This is a genomic window from Bacillus sp. F2HM, assembly GCF_019266135.1.
Taxonomy (GTDB): domain Bacteria; phylum Bacillota; class Bacilli; order Bacillales; family Bacillaceae; genus Bacillus; species Bacillus safensis.
Map to the genome: position 1 here is coordinate 237229 of NZ_LRMO01000001.1, position 19084 is coordinate 256312.

The following is a 19084-nucleotide window of genomic DNA, read 5'->3' on the forward strand; positions in this document are numbered from 1 at the left end:
TCTCTTTATTGATATTGTAATATATTTTTTTCAAAACCCTCTTTTTACCTAAAAATATGTAAGCGTATACAAAAAGAGCAGTGGCTCCCTATTTCTTTCACTACTGGTTGAATTTACATCAAAAAACATGTTTTACAAACTGCACGAGAGAGCTTAAAATATAAGAAGATACTGGAATATGGGAAGTTGATTCAGAAGAACGGTTACTGATAGATGAAGAAAGGAGGATATGAATTGGCAGAAGCAGGTGTTTTGTCGTCCGTTGATGTAGCGAATATGCTCAATGATTGGTATGTCATGATGAAAAAAAGAGAGATACAAGGTGCTATCCAGTTAAAAGAAGACATTCTTCAAGCGTTTGATCGAATGGAAGAAAATCAAGACGTCTTACTTTACTATCAACTGCTAGAGTACCGTTTTAAAGATCTAATAGAAGATACAGCTTCGTTAGATCATAGTCTTTTTGTTGATGAAAATGCCATCCGTACGGATGATATGCTCAGCTATTATTTCTATTTCTTTAAAGGGATGTATGAAATGCGCAGAGGCAATCAGGATACGGCATTTCACCATTTAAAATTGGCCGAGGATAAATTAGATCTCGTGCACGATGACATTGAAAAAGCCGAATTTCATTATAAAACAGGGTGTCTTTACTATAATATTAGATCCACGCTTCTCTCCATTCACCACTTAAAGATGGCTTCATCTATTTACGACGCAGATCCATGTTATGTGAAAAAATCAATCAGCTGTCAAATGATGCTTGCTTTGAATTATGCGGATCAGTCGAAATATGATGAGTCAGAATCGCTGTTCGAAGAAGTCATTCATTCACTAGAACAGATGGATGATCCAGATTTACTTGGACATGCCTATTGCAATGCAGCCTTTATTAAAAGTCTAAGAAATGAATACAGTGAAGCTGTGCCACTCCTAGAAAAGGCTTTAATGATAGAATCATTCGAAACTTCTTCTCCAGGCGGCTATTTACTTGCCATGTACGCCTACACAAAAGCACTATTTAAGCTGAAAAAGCCAGGTTTGTTCCACTATTATGTACAGCTTTCACTTCAAAAAGCAGAAAATTTAAAACAACGAAACATTTCACTTAAATTATCCATTTTAGAAACACTTATGATTCAGCCAGACAACATGATTGAGCAAATCAAGGATTATTGCGATCAATTAGAATCAATGAATTTCCTTGTTGACCTTGAAGCTATTTGTCAGGATGCAGCAGCTTACTTAACGGATCTTGGGCTTCATGAAGAATCCTCTTATTTTAGAAACAAGGCGTTGTCCTTGAAAACTTGTTAAGAAAATGGAGTGATGTATGATGAAGAAATGGCTCATCACAAGTGCGATTTTAACCCTCTTGATAACAGGTGTTTCTGTTGGTACTTTCATTCAAAAAGACAGTCAATCTGCACAATCTCAAGATATTATTCAAAAGAGAGACCGTGGAACCAACCCTTAATATGAAAAAAGCAGCTGTGATCAAAACAGCTGCTTTTTGATGTGCTAATCAATTTCTCGTTTAATATTCTGCATTTTTTCATCTAAGTAATGTGCAATATCTGCGGCTTCCTTCAGTTCATCAGTCAGCTGATGAGGAACATCGTTTTGCAGTTTATAATAGATTTTATGCTCTAGACTCGCCCAAAAATCCATCGCAATGGTCCGCACCTGAATCTCAACCTTCACATGCTCCACACGATTTGTTAAGTAGACAGGTATCTCAACAATTAAATGAAGGCTTCTGTAGCCATTTGGTTTTGGATGTTGAATGTAGTCCTTCACTTCAAGGATCTTTAAATCCTCTCTTTGCCTCAATACATCCATAATGTTATAGATATCTTGAATAAAAGAACAGATGATGCGGACACCTGCAATATCATGGATATGCTCCTTGGCACATTGTGTCGTGATGTCGCATCCTTTTCTTGCTAGTTTATTCACTATGCTTTCAAAGGATTTAATTCGTGATTTTGTATGCTCTATTGGGTTGTGTCCATGGATTAAATTATACTCCTGGCTGATAATTGAAAACTTTGTATCCATTTCATCTAATGCAAATTTATATACTAATAGTTCATTTTTCCAGTCTTCCATGACATTTTTCAAATCTTCTACATGAGTTGCTGACATATTCATTTTCTTTTTGTCATCTCCTTTTGGGAAACGGCAGCTGCACCGCTTTCCGTTTACTAGACGGAGAGAGGACTCGAATGGTTTTAAAAAATACGCAGTTAGCCTCGTTGTTTATAATATGTCAGCGCCAGCGCAAGGGCCAGCACAGAGCCTTTCACAATATCCATTGCATAATAAGGGACAGACATCATCACAAGCCCATTTTGTAAGATACCGATGAGTACAGCTCCGATAAAAGTGCCAAATGCGTTTGGTTTACCTGCTCCCATGACGGAAAAGCCGATAAAAGCAGCTGCTACTCCATCCATTAAATATGGTGCACCCGCATTAATTTCTGCTGTCATGACCCTTGATGCCAGTACGATACCGCCGATCGCTGCAAATAACGCAGAAAGCAGATAGGCCGCAATTTTGTATTTGTTCACATGTATGCCAGACAATCGAGCCGCTTCCTTATTCCCACCGATGATGTACATGAATCGGCCGTGCTTTGTGTAGGTCATGAAAACATGCGCAAATAGTACAATGACAGCCATAATCAGAATGATATATGGCACCTGTCCAATTTTGCTGAAAAAGGCAGGAATCGTTCCCGTTGAGAACGTGCCATCGGGAAGCACCATATTTTCAGAAATAGTCGCCCCTTTCGTATACGTTTGAGCCAGCCCTTGAATGATAAACATCATGGCTAATGTCATGAGCATATCTGGAATTTTCATTTTGACGATCATCCATGCATTTAGCAAACCAACAATGATAGAAGCTGCTAGTGCAGAGAGGATTGCAATCAGTGGGTTTTGCGAGAACCATACGAACATAGAAATGACAATCGCATTAGATAGCGTAGCGACTGATCCAACTGATAAATCAAAGCCGTTTACTGCCAATGAGATGGTTAAGCCCACCGCAATGATGGTCACTATTGAGATAGATCGTAGAATATTGATGATATTTCCTGATTGCAAAAACGCTGGATTCGATGCCGCAAATACCACAATCAACACGACAATGGTTAAGATTGTGCCATATTGATAAAAGAAATCAAACAGATGAAAGGATGGCCGCTGTTTTTTGATTTGCTGCACAGGGGCTGGAATTTGTTGTTCGCTCATGATTGTCCTCCTGTTGAATGATATAAAAGCTCCTCTTCAGTCGTCGGTGCGGTCATTTCCCGGGCAATGCTGCCATCATATAGCACGTATACTCGGTCTGCGATACCTGCAATCTCTGACAGCTCACTCGACGCATAAATGACAGATTTTCCGCGGGCAGCAAGCTCTGCAATCAGAGTAAAAATATCTTTTTTCGCTCCAACGTCTACACCTTTGGTTGGTTCATCAAAGAGATACACATCTGCCTCAGCCAGTAGCCATTTTCCGATGGCAACCTTTTGCTGATTTCCACCAGATAGGTGCTTCACCTTTGCTTCAAGCGACGGCGTTTTGACACCAAGCCGTTTGACGATGTCGCCTGCTTCCCGCTTTTCCTTCGAACGATGTAAGAAGCTGAATATCCGTGAAAATGAGTGAAGACTTGCAGCCGTTAAGTTCCACCCCACGCTCTCTTCGGTCAGAATCCCTTCTTTTCTCCGCTCTTCCGGCACAAGCGCCATTCCAGCTCTCACCGCTTGATGAGGCGATGTGATGCGAATGGTTTGACCATGAAGCTGCACGGTCCCCGTCTTTTTTTCTGAGGCACCGAAAAGGGCTTTGCACAATTCTGTTTTACCAGCACCGACAAGTCCTGCGATCCCGAGAATTTCTCCTTTTTTGACATAAAAGTGAATGTTGTTTAATTTATGTTGATCGTTTAGCTCTTTCACTTCAAGCACTATCGGTGCATCTTTCAGTGGCCTGCGAGACGGGAACTGCTCCTCTAATGGGGCACCTAACATTTCTTCAATGACCTGCTGCGGATTTGTGTCTTTGACAAGGTGAGCTGCGACATCCGTTCCATTTCGCATCACAGTCAGTTCATCACAGATGGTGAAAATTTCAGGCATGCGGTGAGAAATAAACACGATCCCCGTCCCATGCTGTTTCAACCGATCAATCATTGAGAATAATTTGCTTGTTTCTGCATGACTAAGCGGAGCCGTTGGTTCATCTAAGATTAAAATGCTGCATTTAATGGAAACGGCCTTGGCAATGAGCACCATCTGTTTTTCAGCAAGGGTCAGATCGCTGACAAGTCGTTTTGTGGAAATGTCGATGTCCATTTCTTTTAATAGCTGAGCCGCCTTGCGATGCAGCTCTTTCCAGCTGACAAATGTTTTTTTCTCAATTTCATGCATCATCATATTCTCACCAACACTTAAGTAGGGAACAAGCGCCGTATCCACTTCTTGATGGACCGTCTGCACACCATATGAGGATGCATCCTTTGGGGTTTGAATGGTTGCCGCCTGGCCATTGATGTGGATGGTCCCGTCGAAGTGGGAATGAGCGCCAGAAAGAACCTTCATTAACGTTGACTTCCCAGCACCATTTGCTCCAATCAGTGCATGGACCGTCCCTTTTTTTAATGTGAAATTTACTTGATCTAACGCTTTGACCCCTGGGAATTCAATTGAAATATTTTTCATACGAACAAGCGGCGCTGTCATTGGTGTCCTCCTTCTCTTGATATCATCTGAAAAACGAAACACCCTCTATGAAAAGAGAGTGCACGTCACTTATTTTGTATAATGCTTCTTCAAGGTCTTCATCCAATCTTCCTCAAAAGCAGTCGATGAACCGAATCCCTTCACTTCGTCTGCAAGATTGACCATGTTAATGGCTTTTCCTGCTTGCTGAAGCTGCTTTTGCGAGATGAGAGAGGCCTCAAGGTCATAGGAAGATGGTGTTTTCTCACCAGCTATTTTCTTCGCAAGAATCCTCACGTCGACGGCGCCGATGAGCTTCGGATCAACCGCTGCTGTGTACTTCCACGGACTGTCCTTCGCCGTCATTTCTTGAAGATCCGCATTTGACACATCAATCCCATAAATCTTCACTTCTGTTCTTCCTGCTTCCTTTAACGCTCTTGCTGCCCCAATGGCAAAGGCATCCCATGTGGCAAAAATAGCGTCCAGCTTGCCCTTTGGATACTTATTCAGCATGGCTGCTACTGCATTTTGCGTTTGAACAGACGTATCAGAGGAGGCAATACCAAAGCGGTCAAGCTCCTTGATCCCTGAATGTTGTTTAAGCGTTTCTTGATAGACCTTATTTCGTCTCACCATTGGCGGGAATCCATCTACCCACAGGTATGCAATATTTGCTTTTCCTTTAAAATCAGACACGAGCGCATCTAATGATTTTTTTGCTAATTGTTCGTCATCTTGAGATGTCACTGTGACCCCTTTGATGTCCTTCAGCTTAGGATTCGAATCAAATGCTACAACTGGAATGCCTTTCGCTGTGATCTTTTTCACATCAGCGACTGTCGCCTCGTCGTCCCCGTGAGAGATGATAAAGCCATCGTAATTTTCTTCAAGCGCCTGAGAGATGGCATCATGAAACTTCGCTGTATCTCCATTTGCTGTGTAGACATCTACCTTAAAGCCGAGTGCCTCACCTTCTGCCTTCGTTCCAGCTAAAAATTGAGCTGTATGATCGTCTCCTCCAATTTTGCGGATGACTTTAATTTTTGCCCCCTGTCCCTTTGCAAATCGCTTCGGTACATTATCAAAGGAAACCTTTTCGTTCGTATTTGCCTTTGAGCCCGCACTTGATCCGGTGCCACATCCAGTTAACAGGACGGTCAATGCCGTTAATAAGACAAGAAATGATGTAAAATGATTACGCTTCATTGCTGTTCCTCCTCGAGTTGTTTTTATTTTTCACATCGGAAAACTAGGTAAAAAAGTGGAAATACGCCTGTAAAACAGGCATTTGATTCGAAAAAGAGACGAAAAAAAGCCTCTCTTGGAAAGAGAGGCTTGATCACCGTTGCATGAAACATGTATCGGGAAGTCTTCCTCTCTTATCTGTCAAAGCTGTAACAGCTTTGCAGGAATTAGCACCAATTTCTAAAATAGAAACGGTTGCTGGGCGTCATAGGGCCAGTCCCTCTGCCTCTCTTGATAAGAGATCCGTTATGAAATTTGTTTTCGTTGAAATGTCTTCTTTACTTTAATGTGATGTCACATCAATGTCAATGACTTTTTTGAAAATTTCTAAAATATCATCAGCTTCCGATGATTTTCTTCGCAGGTGATGATTTCTTCAGACGGAAATCATATTTTTTCTCATTCACAAATTGTGGGTTGAGATGTGCTGATCCTTTATCTTGACCGCTTTTAGAAAGATACGTTTTGTAGCCTTCCATCCATTTCCCGCGCCATACCCACTGTGATGCTTTCGCACCTTTGCGGTCATCATAAACGTTCTTCTGGAAGGTATTCTTTTGGTTCACTTGATAAAGATTCACGACTAAGTAATGCGAGGCACTAGCTGTCATGATATTATTCGTGATTCGATTGTTCACTGCTTGATATTGCATCAGCAATTGACCGCCTTCTAAGCCGGCTGTGTCATTTTTGTACAAAGTATTATGTGAAATCGTCGTATGGGTTGTACCGCCCCGCTTCTTATCATAGCCGCCAATAGAAATGCCTGTATAACGGTTTAAATATACTTGATTGTGTTCGATACGGATACGGTCCGCCATTTTTCCTTTATGTTCGCTTGTGACTTCAATCCCCAGGTCGTTGTGATGTGAGATGTTATGATCGATCACAATGTCTTTTCCGCCATCAACATAAATTCCGCCAGCGGAGATGTCGCTGCCATAGGCTGGGTTCCCTGCACTCGTAATTTCATATACTTTGTTTCTAGAGACGACCCCATTTCTAACTTGATCATACTTTTTAGAGGGTGCTACGTTCTCAAAACCAATTAAATCAATGCCAATATTATCAGTGTGCCGGACCGTGTTATGTGTCACACGGAACTTGTTGACGTTTCCATTTAGCACAAGCGCTTCACTGAAGCCCAGCTTTAATTTTTCAACGGTATTTCCTTTGATTTCAATGTCTTCAATCGCTGCAGGAGCTTTTGTCCCATAGACAGCAATTCCATGTGCATTTCCATTTTTATGTTTCGTCTGAATATCATACACTCGGTTATTAAGCAGCTTGACGCCTTTACCGCTTCCTTTGATGAAAATACCAACTGGTGTCAAATCTTCTTTATTCGTCTTAAGGTGTCCTACAGTCAGGCCTTTGAGGGTGATGTAGCTCTTTTGATCGATCGTGACAAGACCTCCATCGGCTTGATTTCCTTTTAGGGAAGCCCCGCTAATCACAGGTTTTTCCTTTCCGTAAGCTTGAAAGACAACGGGTGCTTTCTTTGTTCCTGAATGGCGGACAATCAATTTTTCTTTGTATGTACCGCCTCTCATGTAAATGGTTGCCCCAGCCTTCGCCATACTTGCTGCTTTTTTCAGCGTGCGGAAAGGTTTTTGCTTTGTTCCCGGGTTTTTGTCGCTTCCGTTTACCGCTACGTAATAGGCTGTGCTTTGCTTAGCGCCAGCCTCATCTGTCACCGCCTGACAGCCAAAGCTGATCACGGTCATGAATAAAATGAGTAAAATTCCTGGTATCGCTCGTTTCATCTTGTTGTTTGCTCCTTTCTCTTCTCTTCTTCCTTTATCGGTTAAAAAAAAGAGGATTAAAATATGACGATGTCCCTTGCAATGTACTAGTCAAAAGGTGTATGGTTGAAAGAATATCTTACAGGAAAACCATTCGTTTTTAAATTGTCAGATTAATCAGTTAATAATGCATTTGGATTTTATTTCTTTTTTAAAAAGGGGTGACAGGAGTCAAACTGACAGCAGAGAAAAGGAAAGCGCTTTAACAGATTTTTCTTGTCTGAATTCCAGAAAACCTATTGCTAATATTTTTTGAAGGTATAGAATAGAATCATAATTATTTCATATTATTAGAATTTTCAAATAATCAAACAGCAAGGAGATTTACAATGCCAAAACAACCCATCCGCGTTGAACTTAGTTCAACAAAAAAACCAAAACCTCAATCTGATCAACTTGAATTCGGAAAAATCTTCACTGATCACATGTTTGTGATGGATTATTCAGTTGATAAAGGTTGGTACGATCCAAGAATTATCCCTTATCAGACCATTCCAATGGACCCAGCTTCGATGGTCTACCATTATGGTCAATCTGTTTTTGAAGGCTTGAAGGCTTATGTTTCTGAGGATCAAAAAATTCTCTTATTCCGTCCGGAAAAAAACATGGAGCGCTTAAACAGATCCAATGACCGCCTGTGTATTCCGCAAATTGATACAGAAACAGTATTAGAGGGCTTAAATGAACTCATTCGTATTGATAAGGATTGGGTACCTGATGCAGAGGGCACTTCCTTGTATATTCGTCCATTCATTATTTCCACTGAGCCGTATTTAGGCGTTGCACCGTCTAGCACGTATAAGCTGCTGATTATCTTATCTCCAGTGGGATCATACTATAAAGAAGGCATTCATCCGGTCAAAATTGCAGTTGAAAATGAGTTTGTCCGTGCCGTTAAGGGTGGAACAGGAAATGCCAAAACAGCTGGAAACTATGCCTCAAGCCTTAAAGCACAGCAAGTTGCTGAAACGAAAGGATTTTCACAGGTTCTTTGGCTTGATGGGGTCGAGAAAAAATACATTGAAGAAGTCGGCAGCATGAATATCTTCTTTAAAATCAATGGAGAAATCGTGACGCCTGAATTGAACGGCAGCATTTTAGAAGGCATCACACGTAACTCTGTACTTGAACTGTTAAAGCATTGGGGAATTCCAGTAACAGAGCGCAAAATTTCAATTGATGAGTTAATTGAAGCACATCAATCTGGCGAGCTTGAAGAAATTTTCGGAACTGGAACGGCAGCCGTAATCTCTCCTGTCGGGGAATTAATTTATCATGATCAGCCATATGTGATCCAAAATGGTCAAACAGGCGAAGTATCCAAGAAATTGTATGAGGCCATTACTGGCATTCAAAAAGGGACACAGCCAGACATCTTTGGCTGGACAGTTGAAGTTGACTCAGTCGTCAAGCAAGCATAAGCATATAAAAAGAACCTTTCAATCATGAAGGGTTCCTTTTTGTTTATTTACCTCTCTTTTATCCCTCATAATGGTAAATACACATAAATAAGGAGAGTAATGGTATGTTTTTTACTTATCTACTAGCGTTCTTTGGAATCTGCATAGGATCGATGATCGTCGCCACTGGTTTCGATGATTCACCGTTCCTCACCCGGTTTTTATTTAAGGCTCTTGGAATCTCTATCCTTGCTCTTTCCATCTCTTTTGTAAAGGTCCGACGAAAGAAGTTACAGAAAAAAAGGCGAAATAGACTTAGTTGACCCGTCTGCTTCCCATCAAATCGTGCACCAAAACAAGACCGACACCCCAACAATCGCCCCTGCGTATATCCACTGTTTCCTTTTGATGCTCCGCTTTTTTTCGATCAGTAAAAAGATCTCTGGCAAAAAGATGATCATGATTTCTAGGATAAAGACAAGATAATAAACAAGCGGCATTGGCTGGAAATCAAATTTTCTTGCATCTCCTCCAATCGTTGCGAAATACATCAACAGATTGGTCACGGGAATGGTAAAACAAACGAGCAGGCGGAGAACATAGATCCACACATATTCCTTATGCCGAATGAGGCCAACAAATGAAGCAATAAGGCCATACAAAAACAAGATCACTGTACCATAACTCATGACAGGCTGTACGACAAACCCGTAAAACATTAAACCAATTGCAACCATATTCCAACAGTCCTTTCTTTGAAGCCATACATGCTGTTATTTCTAATCATACACTTCTTTCTCCAGTTTCCATATGGGGCAATCATAAAAAATGACCCCATAAAGGGGCCATTATGTGTTAAGCATTGACTGATTTGAAGAATTGCGGTAAATGCTCACGATGCGCTTCGAGCATTTCGTCTAAAATTTGCTTTGCAATGTCGTCAGATGGGACGAGCGGGTTGATGGTCATCGCCACAAGAGCCGTCTCGTAATCTCCAGTCACAGCCGCTTCTGCTGCCACACGCTCGAATGATTTGATTTGTTGAACGAGTCCTCTTACAGCTACAGGCAGATCACCTATCGCGATTGGTTTTGGTCCGTCCTTCGTAATGATACAGTTTACTTCAACCGCTGATTCAGCCGGAATGCTGGCAATCGCCCCTCTGTTCACTGTATTGACTGGTTGAATGTCGTGCTTATCATTATAGATGGAGCTGATTAAGTTACAGGCCGCATCGCTGTAATAGGCCCCGCCTCTTTTTTCGAGCTGCGGTGGTTTAATCGACAAATCAGGATCTTTATAGAGCTCAAATAATTCCTGCTCGACCTGCTGTACAACCTCTGCTCGTGTTCCTTTCTCTTGAGCCGCCTTTTGCTCTTCTTCCAGCATATCTTTCGTTTTATAGTAATAGCGGTGATACGGACATGGGATGACCCCTAATCCTTTCACAAAAGAAGGCTCCCAGTTTTTCGCTTCAATGTTTTTCATGGACCACTGGCTGTTCGGATTTCCTAGTTCATCAAGCACTTGATCCATAATGCTGACCCCGTCAAAATATACGTCTAATCCATAGACCATGTGATTGAGACCGGCAAACTGTACCTCGATGCGTTCAACGTCCACATCAAGCGCTTTGGCAATCCCCATTTTGATCCCAATCGGCACATTGCATAGACCGACCACTTTTTTTAGATTCGTGTAGCGTAAAACAGCTTCTGTGACCATGCCGGCTGGATTTGTAAAGTTCACAAGCCATGCGTCTGGGCAAAGCTCTTCCATATCCTTCACAATGTCTAGAATGACTGGGATGGTCCGAAGGCCTTTAAATAAACCGCCTGGTCCGTTCGTTTCCTGACCGATGACGCCGTATTTAAGCGGTATTCTCTCATCCTTTGCCCGTGCTTCCAGCAGTCCTACACGAAATTGTGTCGTCACAAAATCTGCGTCCTTCAATGCCTCCCGGCGATCAAGAGTCAGGTGTACCTCAATCGGCACACCTGCTTTTTCAACCATACGTTTCGCCAGAGCGCCTACGATGTTTAACTTTTCCTGACCCGCTTCAATATCCACAAGCCATAATTCTTTTACAGGCAATTCTTGATATCGTTTAATAAACCCTTCGACGAGCTCAGGCGTATAGCTCGATCCACCGCCTATTGTGACAATTTTGATTCCTTCTTTCATGAATTGACACCTCCGAGTTGCTTCATTTTTTCATGGAGCTCGATGATTTCTGCTGCGAGCTCCTTGACGGTCATTGCGTTCATGAGATGATCCTGCGCATGAATCATTAAGAGACTAATATCCGTCTTTTCGCCCCTGATTTCTCCTTGGATCAGCTCTGTCTGTGCGTGATGCGCCTCATTTAACGCGTCTTGTGCGTCCTGCAATTTTTGCTTCGCCTCATCAAAGTTTCCTTGTTTTGCACATGTAATGGCCTCCATCGCGGAGCTTCTGCCATTTCCGCCGTGCAGGATGAGTTGAAACACAATTTGTTCCATTTCCATCGGCTGCATCCCCCTTGTTCCCTCTATTACATGCTGACGACATTTTCATCAGTTGATGCTTTTGTTTCTAGCTCACTTTCTTCTTTCAATTTCTGCTTATCCCACATTCTAAAGAATGGGTAGTATAGAGCAAATGACAGCACAAGGTTAATCAGCTGCATGACAGCACCAGAGATTTTGCCTCCCGTGGCGAGATAGCCTGAAATGATTGGCGGCATGGTCCATGGGACAGCAATCCCGGCTGGTTTTGCCACAAGCCCTGTACTCATTCCGATATATGTGGTGATGATCATCATGATTGGCGTAAGGATAAACGGAATGAGGAGCATTGGGTTCATGACAATCGGCATACCAAAAATGATCGGTTCGTTGATGTTAAAGATGGCTGGCCCAATGGCAAGGCGGCCGAGCTGTTTCATTTGTTTACTTCTGGCGCGTAAGATCATGGTCAGCACCAAAGCAAGCGTTGCTCCGCTTCCGCCGACGTTGATGAAGATTTCAAAGAACTGCGCTGTGAAAATATTCGGCAGTACTTCTCCTGCTTGGAATGCAAGACGGTTCTCATCCATTGCACCGAGCCAAATTGGCCCCATGACGCCACCGACAATGGTTGCTCCGTGAATACCACATGCCCAGAGGAGCATTTGCACACCCATCGCAACGATACTGCCGCCTAAGCTGCCACCAAGAATGGAAAGCGGTGTGCCAATTAAGACCGTGATAATATTATGAATACTCTCAAAAGGTGTCATCTCAATCACAAGTCTAGCGACCCAGATCAGGGTGATGACCACAAAACCTGGAATAAGTGCAATAAACGATTTACTGACTGCTGGCGGTACACCATCAGGCATTTTGATGACGATGTTCCGCTGTACAATGAAGCGGTAAATTTCGGTTGAAAGCATGGCAATAATCATGGCAACGAATAAACCTTTACTGCCCATCAGTGTGACAGGAATTCCCCCGCCTACTAGGATAGCTTCTGTTGAGCCTTCAGGTGTGAAAGGTACTTGATATGGAGTAGCCAAAAGGAAAGCCGCAACAGCGATCGCACCAGATGATAGTGCATCAACGGCATACTTTTCAGCGAGCCTGTAAGCAATCCCGAAGGTCGCAACAAGTGCCATAATGTCAAAGGTTGCATTAACAGGATAGGATAGTTTCGTGGCCCATTCTGCTCCGAAGATACTTGCCATAAAATCGCTGTATCCTGGGATCGGAAGGTTGGCTAAAATGAGAAACAGTGAACCGACAATAATGAGAGGCATCGTTAAAACAATTCCGTCACGCAATGCTTGTAAATGTCTTTGAGCGGCAATCTTCCCTGCAAACGGCATGACCTTCTCTTCTAGAAATCGGTTGAATCCATTCATCCCCTCCGCCCCCTTTATCCGTTCACTAACTGTTCAGCAGATTTTAAAACCTCAGCGCCATTACATACGCCATAATGCACAGTATTAATCACGTCTACTGGGATTCCTTTTTCTTCTCCGAGCTTTTTCATTTGCGGTAATAAATATCGAACCTGAGGTCCTAATAAAAGCACATCGGCTTGATCAATATGATTTTTCGCAGAATCTCCTGATACTGCCCAAATACGATATTCTTTTCCTTGTTCTTGTGCGCTTTTCTCCATTTTTGTGACAAGTAAGCTTGTGGACATACCTGCTGCGCAAACCAATAAGATGTTCATGTGTAAACGCCCCCTTTTCAAAGTGTGAAGCTATTCTTTACACTTTCATCATATTATGAAACCGCTTTCATAAACACCCATACTTTTTCCTTTAGGAAGCGGAAAAAGTTAGTATCACACAGTTAGTTCTTGTACGAAGGAACCTTTTTATACATGATATCAAGCATGTCTTCAAATGTATCACAGGCGATCAGATGCTGAATGAATTTCACATTATGCACAAGCTCACCCAGCAGGCGGTACATGCCTTTTAAATCTTTGGCATTCTCTTTTTCGACACAAAGCAGGCAGACAAATTGAACCTTTTTCTCTCCCCAAATGATTGGTTTTTCTAATGTACATATCGCCCAAAACGTCTCATCTGTCAGCGGCGTCATCGGGTGCGGGATCGCTGTATAATGCCCGAAAGAGGTAGGGGCAGCTTCTTCTCTTTCCATGACAGATGGTGTGAGCTCAGCTGGCGCTAAGCCCATATCGATGACTTTTTGTGTTAAAAAGGTGATGACCTCTTCCTTTGTGTGAAAAGCTCGTTTTGTAAAAACCAATTCCTTTTTCATATATTGAGAGGCCAATGTCACCCTTGTTTCACTTGTCAGGGCTTCTTCAATTTTTAAAAAATCACCGCCTCCCAAAATGGTGTTCACTTGAATGACTGGAACCGGTAAATCCATATGAATTGGGATCGTTGTAATAATCAAATCCAAGGCATGCAAAGAGACATGCGGAAGCGAATATAGCTCTGCTGTTCCTAAAATGGTCAGCTTTGACCCAAATTGTGACCGCAAACGATCCTGCAGCAGCCTTGCACTCCCTGCACCAGACGCACAGACAATGAGACACCGCTTCGGCGGGATCTCCATTTTCCTACGCTCTAAAGCCGCACCAAAATGAAGCGCCATATATCCGATTTCGTTCTCATGAATACTCAGCCCCTCCTCTTCTTCAAGGACCCTGCTGGCGATAATCCCCGCTTCAAAAGCAAGGGGATACCCCGCTTTTATTTCATCAAGTATCGGATTTCTTAAGTTCATTCCATATTTACATCGGTTGATGGCAGGCTTTAAGTGCAGACTGAGTCCAATCATTAGTTCCGTATCACCTGCTAAATCAAGCTGCAGTTTTTGATCAATAGCCTTCAGCATGAGCTGTACAAGCCGGCTCGTGTCATCATCTACAATTTGTTTTTGGCCACTCGAGGAAAAGGACTGTACCATTTTGGCTGTTCCTAGCAAATGAATGGTGATATAGACGATTTCCTCTTGTGGAAATGAGACATCCAGCAGCCCTTCAAGGCGCTCCACCATTTTTTTAGCGACCTTATATTCCTTTGCCCGGGGAATTTCGCTGATTTCCTCTGGAAGAACAGATACATAGTTTCCGTGTCTAATTCGTTTGCAGGCAATGGCGACATGAACGATTAAATTATTCATGCAAATGTCTGATAGATTCATACCTTCCTCATTGATATAATTGATCATTGTTTTCTGGATCAATTCGAGTTCATGCTTTGGCAAAATGGTAACAGCTGTGTTCAGCATCGTTTGATAAGAACGACGTTCATTGAATAAATATTCTGACATACAATAACGGATTTTCATCTCTGATCCCTTGATTCGGCAGCCTTTGCTCGGCTTCGCTTCCAGCTTCAGATCAAAGGGCTCCAGCTTACGTTTGACCGATTTCACATCGTTGCTCATCGTTGATTTACTAATAAACAGCTGCTCCTGTAAATCCTCCAGCTTCACATAGGATTCTGCCAAAAGAAGCCTTTTTAAAATAAACCGAACACGCTCCTCTGGCAGCACAGCAAGCGGCTCTTCCTGCTCGACCTCCTCCTTCATAAAACGGCGAAAGGCATTCTCATCGTTGATCAGCAGCTCATAACCAGCTCCTCTAACAGCTGTTACTGCCGCTCGATAAGGGGCAAGACGGTCGTTCAGTTCTTTTATGTCTGTACGAATGGTGCGGCTTGTCACTTGTAAACTGGCAGAAAGTGCAGCGCTTGTGAGCGGGGTCTCAGCTGCCATGAGCTGACTTAAGATGTGCGCCAGTCTTTTACTCAGCATCAGATCGGCCTCCTTATGTAGGGGTGGAGAATCTGCCTTGTCTGGACAGGTTGTATACGCTTGCAGTTCTCTTCATTACTCATATTCTACTGAAAAGAAATAAAAATTGCCAACTCATATATATGACAAATGCCCCTATTTATACAACTAACCACATCTAATGTCCTACGAATCTTTTTTGAAGATGCTTTCGAAAACCACGAAAAAAAGGCGTACACCATCGTGTACCCGCCTTTTTTATGAAGAGATCAGCTGGGTAAAGACAACCAATCTTTTTTCATGCGTACCTGCTGCATGATCAAATGTCCCTGTACACAGGCTCTGTATGTTTGCATAAAAAAAAGCCGGATTATCCGGCTGATACGTTACGACGTTTAGATGCTTTTCGCTCTTTATATATTTTCCTCACCACTGGATAAATCACAGGTGCCCATCTGACAATTTGTTTCAGCCATTTTTTCATTTCTCCCGCGCCTCCTTATTGTCATTCTTAAAGGACGATTCCCCATCTTGTCATGAAATAAACAGGTGCGGGAGAGCAGGAGTTAAATCACGCCTTGTGCGATCATGGCATCTGCCACCTTACGAAATCCTGCAATATTTGCTCCAACCATGATGTTTCCTGAGTGTCCATATTCGTCTGCTGTCTCTGTACACTGACGATAAATAGACTGCATCATTTGTTTCAGCTGAGCATCTACTTCTTCAAATGTCCAAGATATTCTTGCACTGTTTTGTGCCATTTCCAATGCTGAGACACCTACTCCGCCAGCATTCGCCGCTTTTGCCGGCGCAAACAAAATACGATTCTCTTCAAATACTTTGACCGCCTTAAGAGTGGACGGCATATTGGCTCCTTCTCCTACAGCGATGACACCATTTGCCACAAGCTGCTGTGCATGCGCCTCTGATATTTCATTTTGTGTTGCACATGGCAGCGCAATATCACAAGGAACGGACCAAATTTGTTCGCAATCTTCAATTAATTCAGCATGCGGGTGAATGTCTATATATGCCCCAATCCGCTGATTCTCGACTTCCTTGAGCTGCTTGATGGTCTCAAGCGAAATTCCTTGAGGATCATAAATCGCTCCGCTTGAATCACTGCAAGCCACAACCTTACCACCTAATTCGATTACCTTTTCCATTGCATAAATAGACACATTTCCTGAGCCCGACACAACAACAGAACGTCCTTCAAATTGGAGCCCATGTGCTTTCAGCATTTCCTCCATGAAGTACACCAGTCCGTAGCCTGTTGCCTCTTTTCTCGCTAAGCTGCCTCCGAATCCAGGGCTTTTCCCCGTGAGTACACCCGCTTCATAAGCACCGCGCATTTTCTTGTACTGTCCGAACATATAGCCAATTTCGCGTGCTCCTACACCAATATCACCTGCTGGCACATCTTGATCAGGTCCAATATATCGGCCGAGTTCACTCATAAAGCTTTGAACGAAACGCATGATTTCTCCATCAGACTTCCCTTTAGGATCAAAATCCGATCCGCCTTTCCCTCCGCCAATCGGCATACCAGTCAGTGCGTTTTTAAAGATTTGTTCAAACCCTAAAAATTTGATAATGCTTGCATTGACGGTTGGATGGAAACGAATGCCTCCTTTATAAGGACCGATGGCACTATTGAATTGAACCCTAAACCCTCGATTGACTTGTACTTTGCCCTCATCGTCTACCCATGGCACTCGAAATACCACAAGCCGCTCAGGCTCAATGAGACGTTCTAAAATGCCTTGTTTTTCATACTCTGGATGCTTTACAAAAACTGGGACGAGTGATTCCAGAATTTCTTTTACGGCTTGCTGGAATTCCTCTTCTCCGGGATTTCGTTTTTCCACCTCTTCTAACACACGGTGGATGTAGCTTTGTGCTGTTTGTGCTGCTCGATCTAAGGTCAACATGTCGCATCTGCCTCCTTGTAGATATCTTCACACATTTAATTGTTAGATTTTCTAACGCATATTGAGACTAATTTAACACCAATTGTAAAATCTGATCAATATTGATAACAGATGAAAATGATGCCGAATTGAGATAGATCAAGCAGCCGCAGCAATTGTCATTAAAAATAAGCGCTCAAGGAATGACTAATGTGCTAGAAACGAACAAGCGGATGTTTCTCGTCCCGTTTTCTTTGACAAATACATGAATCATGATGAATTTCTAGCTGGTTTTCCAACGAAAAAAAGGTCAAAAGTTTGATCGGATGCACTCAATCTTTTCGGGGCTTCCCGCCTCTTTTTCGATCAGGTAACACAACACAAAGCCAATATAAAATAGAAGACGATGGAAAGTTAATGAGACCGACAATGCCCCAAAACCACTTGTAACGCCCTCTTTTCTTTGCATCCATAAATAAAAGAAAGCCCTGTGCAAACAATAACGGCAAGACGCACAATAAGATGATCATTTCCGACTGACTCATAAGGAAGACCCTCCTTTGATATGTTGATATTCCTTGTAGCCAACAACAAAGCAGATGGGGACGCTCACTATTTGGAGAAGTATGAAGATGATAGGCAAATGGGTAATGGCAGCTGCAAAGAGTGCTAGAATAGTCAAACTGATCAAAACGTATGCCAGCACTTCTTGTTTAAAACGCCTTTTCTCTTGTTCCTTCGCCTGTTTCAGCATCATCATGACAGCCTGCTCACTTGGCTTTTCCACTTCAATTTGTTCGTCTAGCTGCTTGAGCTCTTCTTTTAAACGTTCGGTCAAACGATCTTCCTTCATAAATCCCACTCCTTTCGAATTTTCTTTAATCCATGATGAACCCTCGATTTCACAGTGCCTTCTCTCATTCCGAGCATTGAAGCCATTTCTGGATAGGTAAAGCCATAATAATAGTGCAGAATAATCGGTGCTCTCTCCTGAGCCTTTAATTCATTTAAAGCATCCCACATGTCATGCCATGTGTTCCCCTTTTGCTGAACGTCCCATTTAAAGCGGCGTATGGCTTCCTGATTCGCTTTTCCTTCTCTCATTTGTTCACGTTTTCTTTTTTTCTGGTGATCTAAAAATTGCCTAGATGCAATCGAAATGAGCCAGGTTGAAAATAAGGCATCTCCTCTAAATGAAGAAAGTTTCATATACGCTTTCAGCATCGTTTCTTGCATGATTTCCTCTGCCAGTTCTTGTTGAAGGGTGAGCTTCAACATATATCGGTAAACAAAGGAATAATGATGCCGATAAAGGGCTGTAAACGCGGCATCATCTCCCTGTTTTGCCCGCTGAATCAATAATGTCTCTTCTGTCTGCTCCAAACACACCCCTCCTTCCTTTTCTTCTCTTACTCATAAGACGACACGGATGATAATATCGTTTAAATTAGACCTTATTTTTTAGCATACCTTCTATGATTCTCGTTTTTATCCAATTTTTTCTTATGTAATGATTATGGCATTCCTTCTTCTCTAACAAAATGATGCGTTTATAATCATCTTGATTTTCTACCAAACGGAGAGCCTCCTCTCCATAATCAAGATGTCATCCTCATACCTATCGACAATGGTCCTTATCTCATGAAGATGAAAATGAAATAATCATTGGCTTAGCTCCCTAGAAAATCATGGAATACGCTGCGCCTATCCTTAGCCGATGATACCTTTT

Annotated in this window: 19 protein-coding genes and 1 riboswitch; of the genes, 3 read left to right on the forward strand and 16 right to left on the reverse strand. The window is 42.5% G+C overall.

Annotated elements, in window-relative coordinates; all coding sequences use genetic code 11:
* Nucleotides 1-234 precede the first annotated feature (234 nt).
* On the forward strand, nucleotides 235-1320 hold the full coding sequence (locus tag AWT60_RS01210) for a Rap family tetratricopeptide repeat protein (RefSeq protein ID WP_041108330.1): 1086 nt from the start codon (nucleotides 235-237) through the stop codon (nucleotides 1318-1320).
* 19 nt (nucleotides 1321-1339) lie between these two features.
* Complete coding sequence (locus tag AWT60_RS01215; protein WP_164512173.1) at nucleotides 1340-1480, forward strand: hypothetical protein; 141 nt, start codon at nucleotides 1340-1342, stop codon at nucleotides 1478-1480.
* Between the two features lie 44 nt (nucleotides 1481-1524).
* Here the strand turns inward: AWT60_RS01215 and ywaC are convergent, their stop codons facing one another.
* From ywaC to AWT60_RS01240, 5 genes are all read right to left on the reverse strand, one after another.
* Nucleotides 1525-2157, reverse strand: coding sequence for a GTP pyrophosphokinase YwaC (gene ywaC, locus AWT60_RS01220; RefSeq protein ID WP_025093809.1), 633 nt, complete (start codon nucleotides 2155-2157; stop codon nucleotides 1525-1527).
* Between the two features lie 95 nt (nucleotides 2158-2252).
* Nucleotides 2253-3266: an ABC transporter permease gene (locus AWT60_RS01225; protein ID WP_041108333.1), complete on the reverse strand. Its 1014-nt coding sequence runs from the start codon at nucleotides 3264-3266 to the stop codon at nucleotides 2253-2255.
* Nucleotides 3263-4759 (reverse strand): sugar ABC transporter ATP-binding protein, encoded by a 1497-nt coding sequence (locus AWT60_RS01230; protein WP_218676764.1) that lies wholly within the window; start codon nucleotides 4757-4759, stop codon nucleotides 3263-3265. The genes AWT60_RS01225 and AWT60_RS01230 overlap by 4 nt, the downstream gene beginning before the upstream one ends.
* A 69-nt stretch (nucleotides 4760-4828) precedes the next feature.
* Nucleotides 4829-5947, reverse strand: a complete 1119-nt coding sequence (locus AWT60_RS01235; RefSeq protein ID WP_218676765.1) for a sugar ABC transporter substrate-binding protein — start codon at nucleotides 5945-5947, stop codon at nucleotides 4829-4831.
* Between the two features lie 170 nt (nucleotides 5948-6117).
* Nucleotides 6118-6227: riboswitch (SAM riboswitch) on the reverse strand.
* Between the two features lie 97 nt (nucleotides 6228-6324).
* Nucleotides 6325-7752: a right-handed parallel beta-helix repeat-containing protein gene (locus AWT60_RS01240; protein ID WP_218676766.1), complete on the reverse strand. Its 1428-nt coding sequence runs from the start codon at nucleotides 7750-7752 to the stop codon at nucleotides 6325-6327.
* A 368-nt stretch (nucleotides 7753-8120) separates the two neighbouring features.
* Between AWT60_RS01240 and AWT60_RS01245 the strand changes: the two genes are divergently transcribed.
* Nucleotides 8121-9212 (forward strand): branched-chain amino acid aminotransferase, encoded by a 1092-nt coding sequence (locus tag AWT60_RS01245; protein ID WP_218676767.1) that lies wholly within the window; start codon nucleotides 8121-8123, stop codon nucleotides 9210-9212.
* A 317-nt stretch (nucleotides 9213-9529) separates the two neighbouring features.
* Here the strand turns inward: AWT60_RS01245 and AWT60_RS01250 are convergent, their stop codons facing one another.
* The 11 genes from AWT60_RS01250 to sigY form a co-directional block, all read right to left on the reverse strand.
* Nucleotides 9530-9928, reverse strand: coding sequence for a hypothetical protein (locus AWT60_RS01250; protein WP_034281330.1), 399 nt, complete (start codon nucleotides 9926-9928; stop codon nucleotides 9530-9532).
* A gap of 118 nt (nucleotides 9929-10046) precedes the next feature.
* Nucleotides 10047-11375, reverse strand: a complete 1329-nt coding sequence (locus tag AWT60_RS01255) for a 6-phospho-beta-glucosidase (RefSeq protein ID WP_218676768.1) — start codon at nucleotides 11373-11375, stop codon at nucleotides 10047-10049.
* The gene (locus AWT60_RS01260) at nucleotides 11372-11698 is read right to left on the reverse strand and encodes a PTS lactose/cellobiose transporter subunit IIA (protein ID WP_024427495.1); all 327 of its coding nucleotides are present in this window, start codon (nucleotides 11696-11698) and stop codon (nucleotides 11372-11374) included. Before AWT60_RS01260 ends, AWT60_RS01255 begins: the two co-directional genes overlap by 4 nt.
* Before the next feature lie 26 nt (nucleotides 11699-11724).
* Nucleotides 11725-13074, reverse strand: a complete 1350-nt coding sequence (gene celB / locus AWT60_RS01265; protein WP_218676769.1) for a PTS cellobiose transporter subunit IIC — start codon at nucleotides 13072-13074, stop codon at nucleotides 11725-11727.
* A gap of 14 nt (nucleotides 13075-13088) precedes the next feature.
* The gene (locus AWT60_RS01270) at nucleotides 13089-13394 is read right to left on the reverse strand and encodes a PTS sugar transporter subunit IIB (RefSeq protein WP_024423869.1); all 306 of its coding nucleotides are present in this window, start codon (nucleotides 13392-13394) and stop codon (nucleotides 13089-13091) included.
* Nucleotides 13395-13516: 122 nt separating this feature from the next.
* Complete coding sequence (locus tag AWT60_RS01275) at nucleotides 13517-15460, reverse strand: BglG family transcription antiterminator (RefSeq protein WP_218676770.1); 1944 nt, start codon at nucleotides 15458-15460, stop codon at nucleotides 13517-13519.
* Between the two features lie 349 nt (nucleotides 15461-15809).
* Complete coding sequence (locus AWT60_RS18445; RefSeq protein ID WP_231120688.1) at nucleotides 15810-15923, reverse strand: hypothetical protein; 114 nt, start codon at nucleotides 15921-15923, stop codon at nucleotides 15810-15812.
* Between the two features lie 82 nt (nucleotides 15924-16005).
* Complete coding sequence (gene gdhA, locus AWT60_RS01280) at nucleotides 16006-17376, reverse strand: NADP-specific glutamate dehydrogenase (protein WP_163114671.1); 1371 nt, start codon at nucleotides 17374-17376, stop codon at nucleotides 16006-16008.
* Nucleotides 17377-17687: 311 nt separating this feature from the next.
* Nucleotides 17688-17900: a hypothetical protein gene (locus tag AWT60_RS01285; protein ID WP_041108354.1), complete on the reverse strand. Its 213-nt coding sequence runs from the start codon at nucleotides 17898-17900 to the stop codon at nucleotides 17688-17690.
* Entirely contained in the window at nucleotides 17897-18208 is a 312-nt protein-coding gene (locus tag AWT60_RS01290) for a YxlC family protein (RefSeq protein ID WP_041108357.1), read from the reverse strand. Before AWT60_RS01290 ends, AWT60_RS01285 begins: the two co-directional genes overlap by 4 nt.
* Nucleotides 18205-18738: an RNA polymerase sigma factor SigY gene (gene sigY, locus AWT60_RS01295; protein WP_075621487.1), complete on the reverse strand. Its 534-nt coding sequence runs from the start codon at nucleotides 18736-18738 to the stop codon at nucleotides 18205-18207. The genes AWT60_RS01290 and sigY overlap by 4 nt, the downstream gene beginning before the upstream one ends.
* Nucleotides 18739-19084: the final 346 nt, after the last annotated feature.

What these genes read in the sequence shown, in the direction of transcription:
- AWT60_RS01215 (WP_164512173.1), top strand. Translation starts at nt 1,340, where the DNA reads ATGAAGAAATGGCTCATCACAAGTGCGATTTTAACCCTCTTGATAACA.
- ywaC (WP_025093809.1), bottom strand. Translation starts at nt 2,157, where the DNA reads ATGAATATGTCAGCAACTCATGTAGAAGATTTGAAAAATGTCATGGAA.
- AWT60_RS01225 (WP_041108333.1), bottom strand. Translation starts at nt 3,266, where the DNA reads ATGAGCGAACAACAAATTCCAGCCCCTGTGCAGCAAATCAAAAAACAG.
- AWT60_RS01230 (WP_218676764.1), bottom strand. Translation starts at nt 4,759, where the DNA reads ATGACAGCGCCGCTTGTTCGTATGAAAAATATTTCAATTGAATTCCCA.
- AWT60_RS01235 (WP_218676765.1), bottom strand. Translation starts at nt 5,947, where the DNA reads ATGAAGCGTAATCATTTTACATCATTTCTTGTCTTATTAACGGCATTG.
- AWT60_RS01240 (WP_218676766.1), bottom strand. Translation starts at nt 7,752, where the DNA reads ATGAAACGAGCGATACCAGGAATTTTACTCATTTTATTCATGACCGTG.
- AWT60_RS01245 (WP_218676767.1), top strand. Translation starts at nt 8,121, where the DNA reads ATGCCAAAACAACCCATCCGCGTTGAACTTAGTTCAACAAAAAAACCA.
- AWT60_RS01250 (WP_034281330.1), bottom strand. Translation starts at nt 9,928, where the DNA reads ATGGTTGCAATTGGTTTAATGTTTTACGGGTTTGTCGTACAGCCTGTC.
- AWT60_RS01255 (WP_218676768.1), bottom strand. Translation starts at nt 11,375, where the DNA reads ATGAAAGAAGGAATCAAAATTGTCACAATAGGCGGTGGATCGAGCTAT.
- AWT60_RS01260 (WP_024427495.1), bottom strand. Translation starts at nt 11,698, where the DNA reads ATGGAAATGGAACAAATTGTGTTTCAACTCATCCTGCACGGCGGAAAT.
- celB (WP_218676769.1), bottom strand. Translation starts at nt 13,074, where the DNA reads ATGAATGGATTCAACCGATTTCTAGAAGAGAAGGTCATGCCGTTTGCA.
- AWT60_RS01270 (WP_024423869.1), bottom strand. Translation starts at nt 13,394, where the DNA reads ATGAACATCTTATTGGTTTGCGCAGCAGGTATGTCCACAAGCTTACTT.
- AWT60_RS01275 (WP_218676770.1), bottom strand. Translation starts at nt 15,460, where the DNA reads ATGCTGAGTAAAAGACTGGCGCACATCTTAAGTCAGCTCATGGCAGCT.
- AWT60_RS18445 (WP_231120688.1), bottom strand. Translation starts at nt 15,923, where the DNA reads ATGAAAAAATGGCTGAAACAAATTGTCAGATGGGCACCTGTGATTTAT.
- gdhA (WP_163114671.1), bottom strand. Translation starts at nt 17,376, where the DNA reads ATGTTGACCTTAGATCGAGCAGCACAAACAGCACAAAGCTACATCCAC.
- AWT60_RS01285 (WP_041108354.1), bottom strand. Translation starts at nt 17,900, where the DNA reads ATGAGTCAGTCGGAAATGATCATCTTATTGTGCGTCTTGCCGTTATTG.
- AWT60_RS01290 (WP_041108357.1), bottom strand. Translation starts at nt 18,208, where the DNA reads ATGAAGGAAGATCGTTTGACCGAACGTTTAAAAGAAGAGCTCAAGCAG.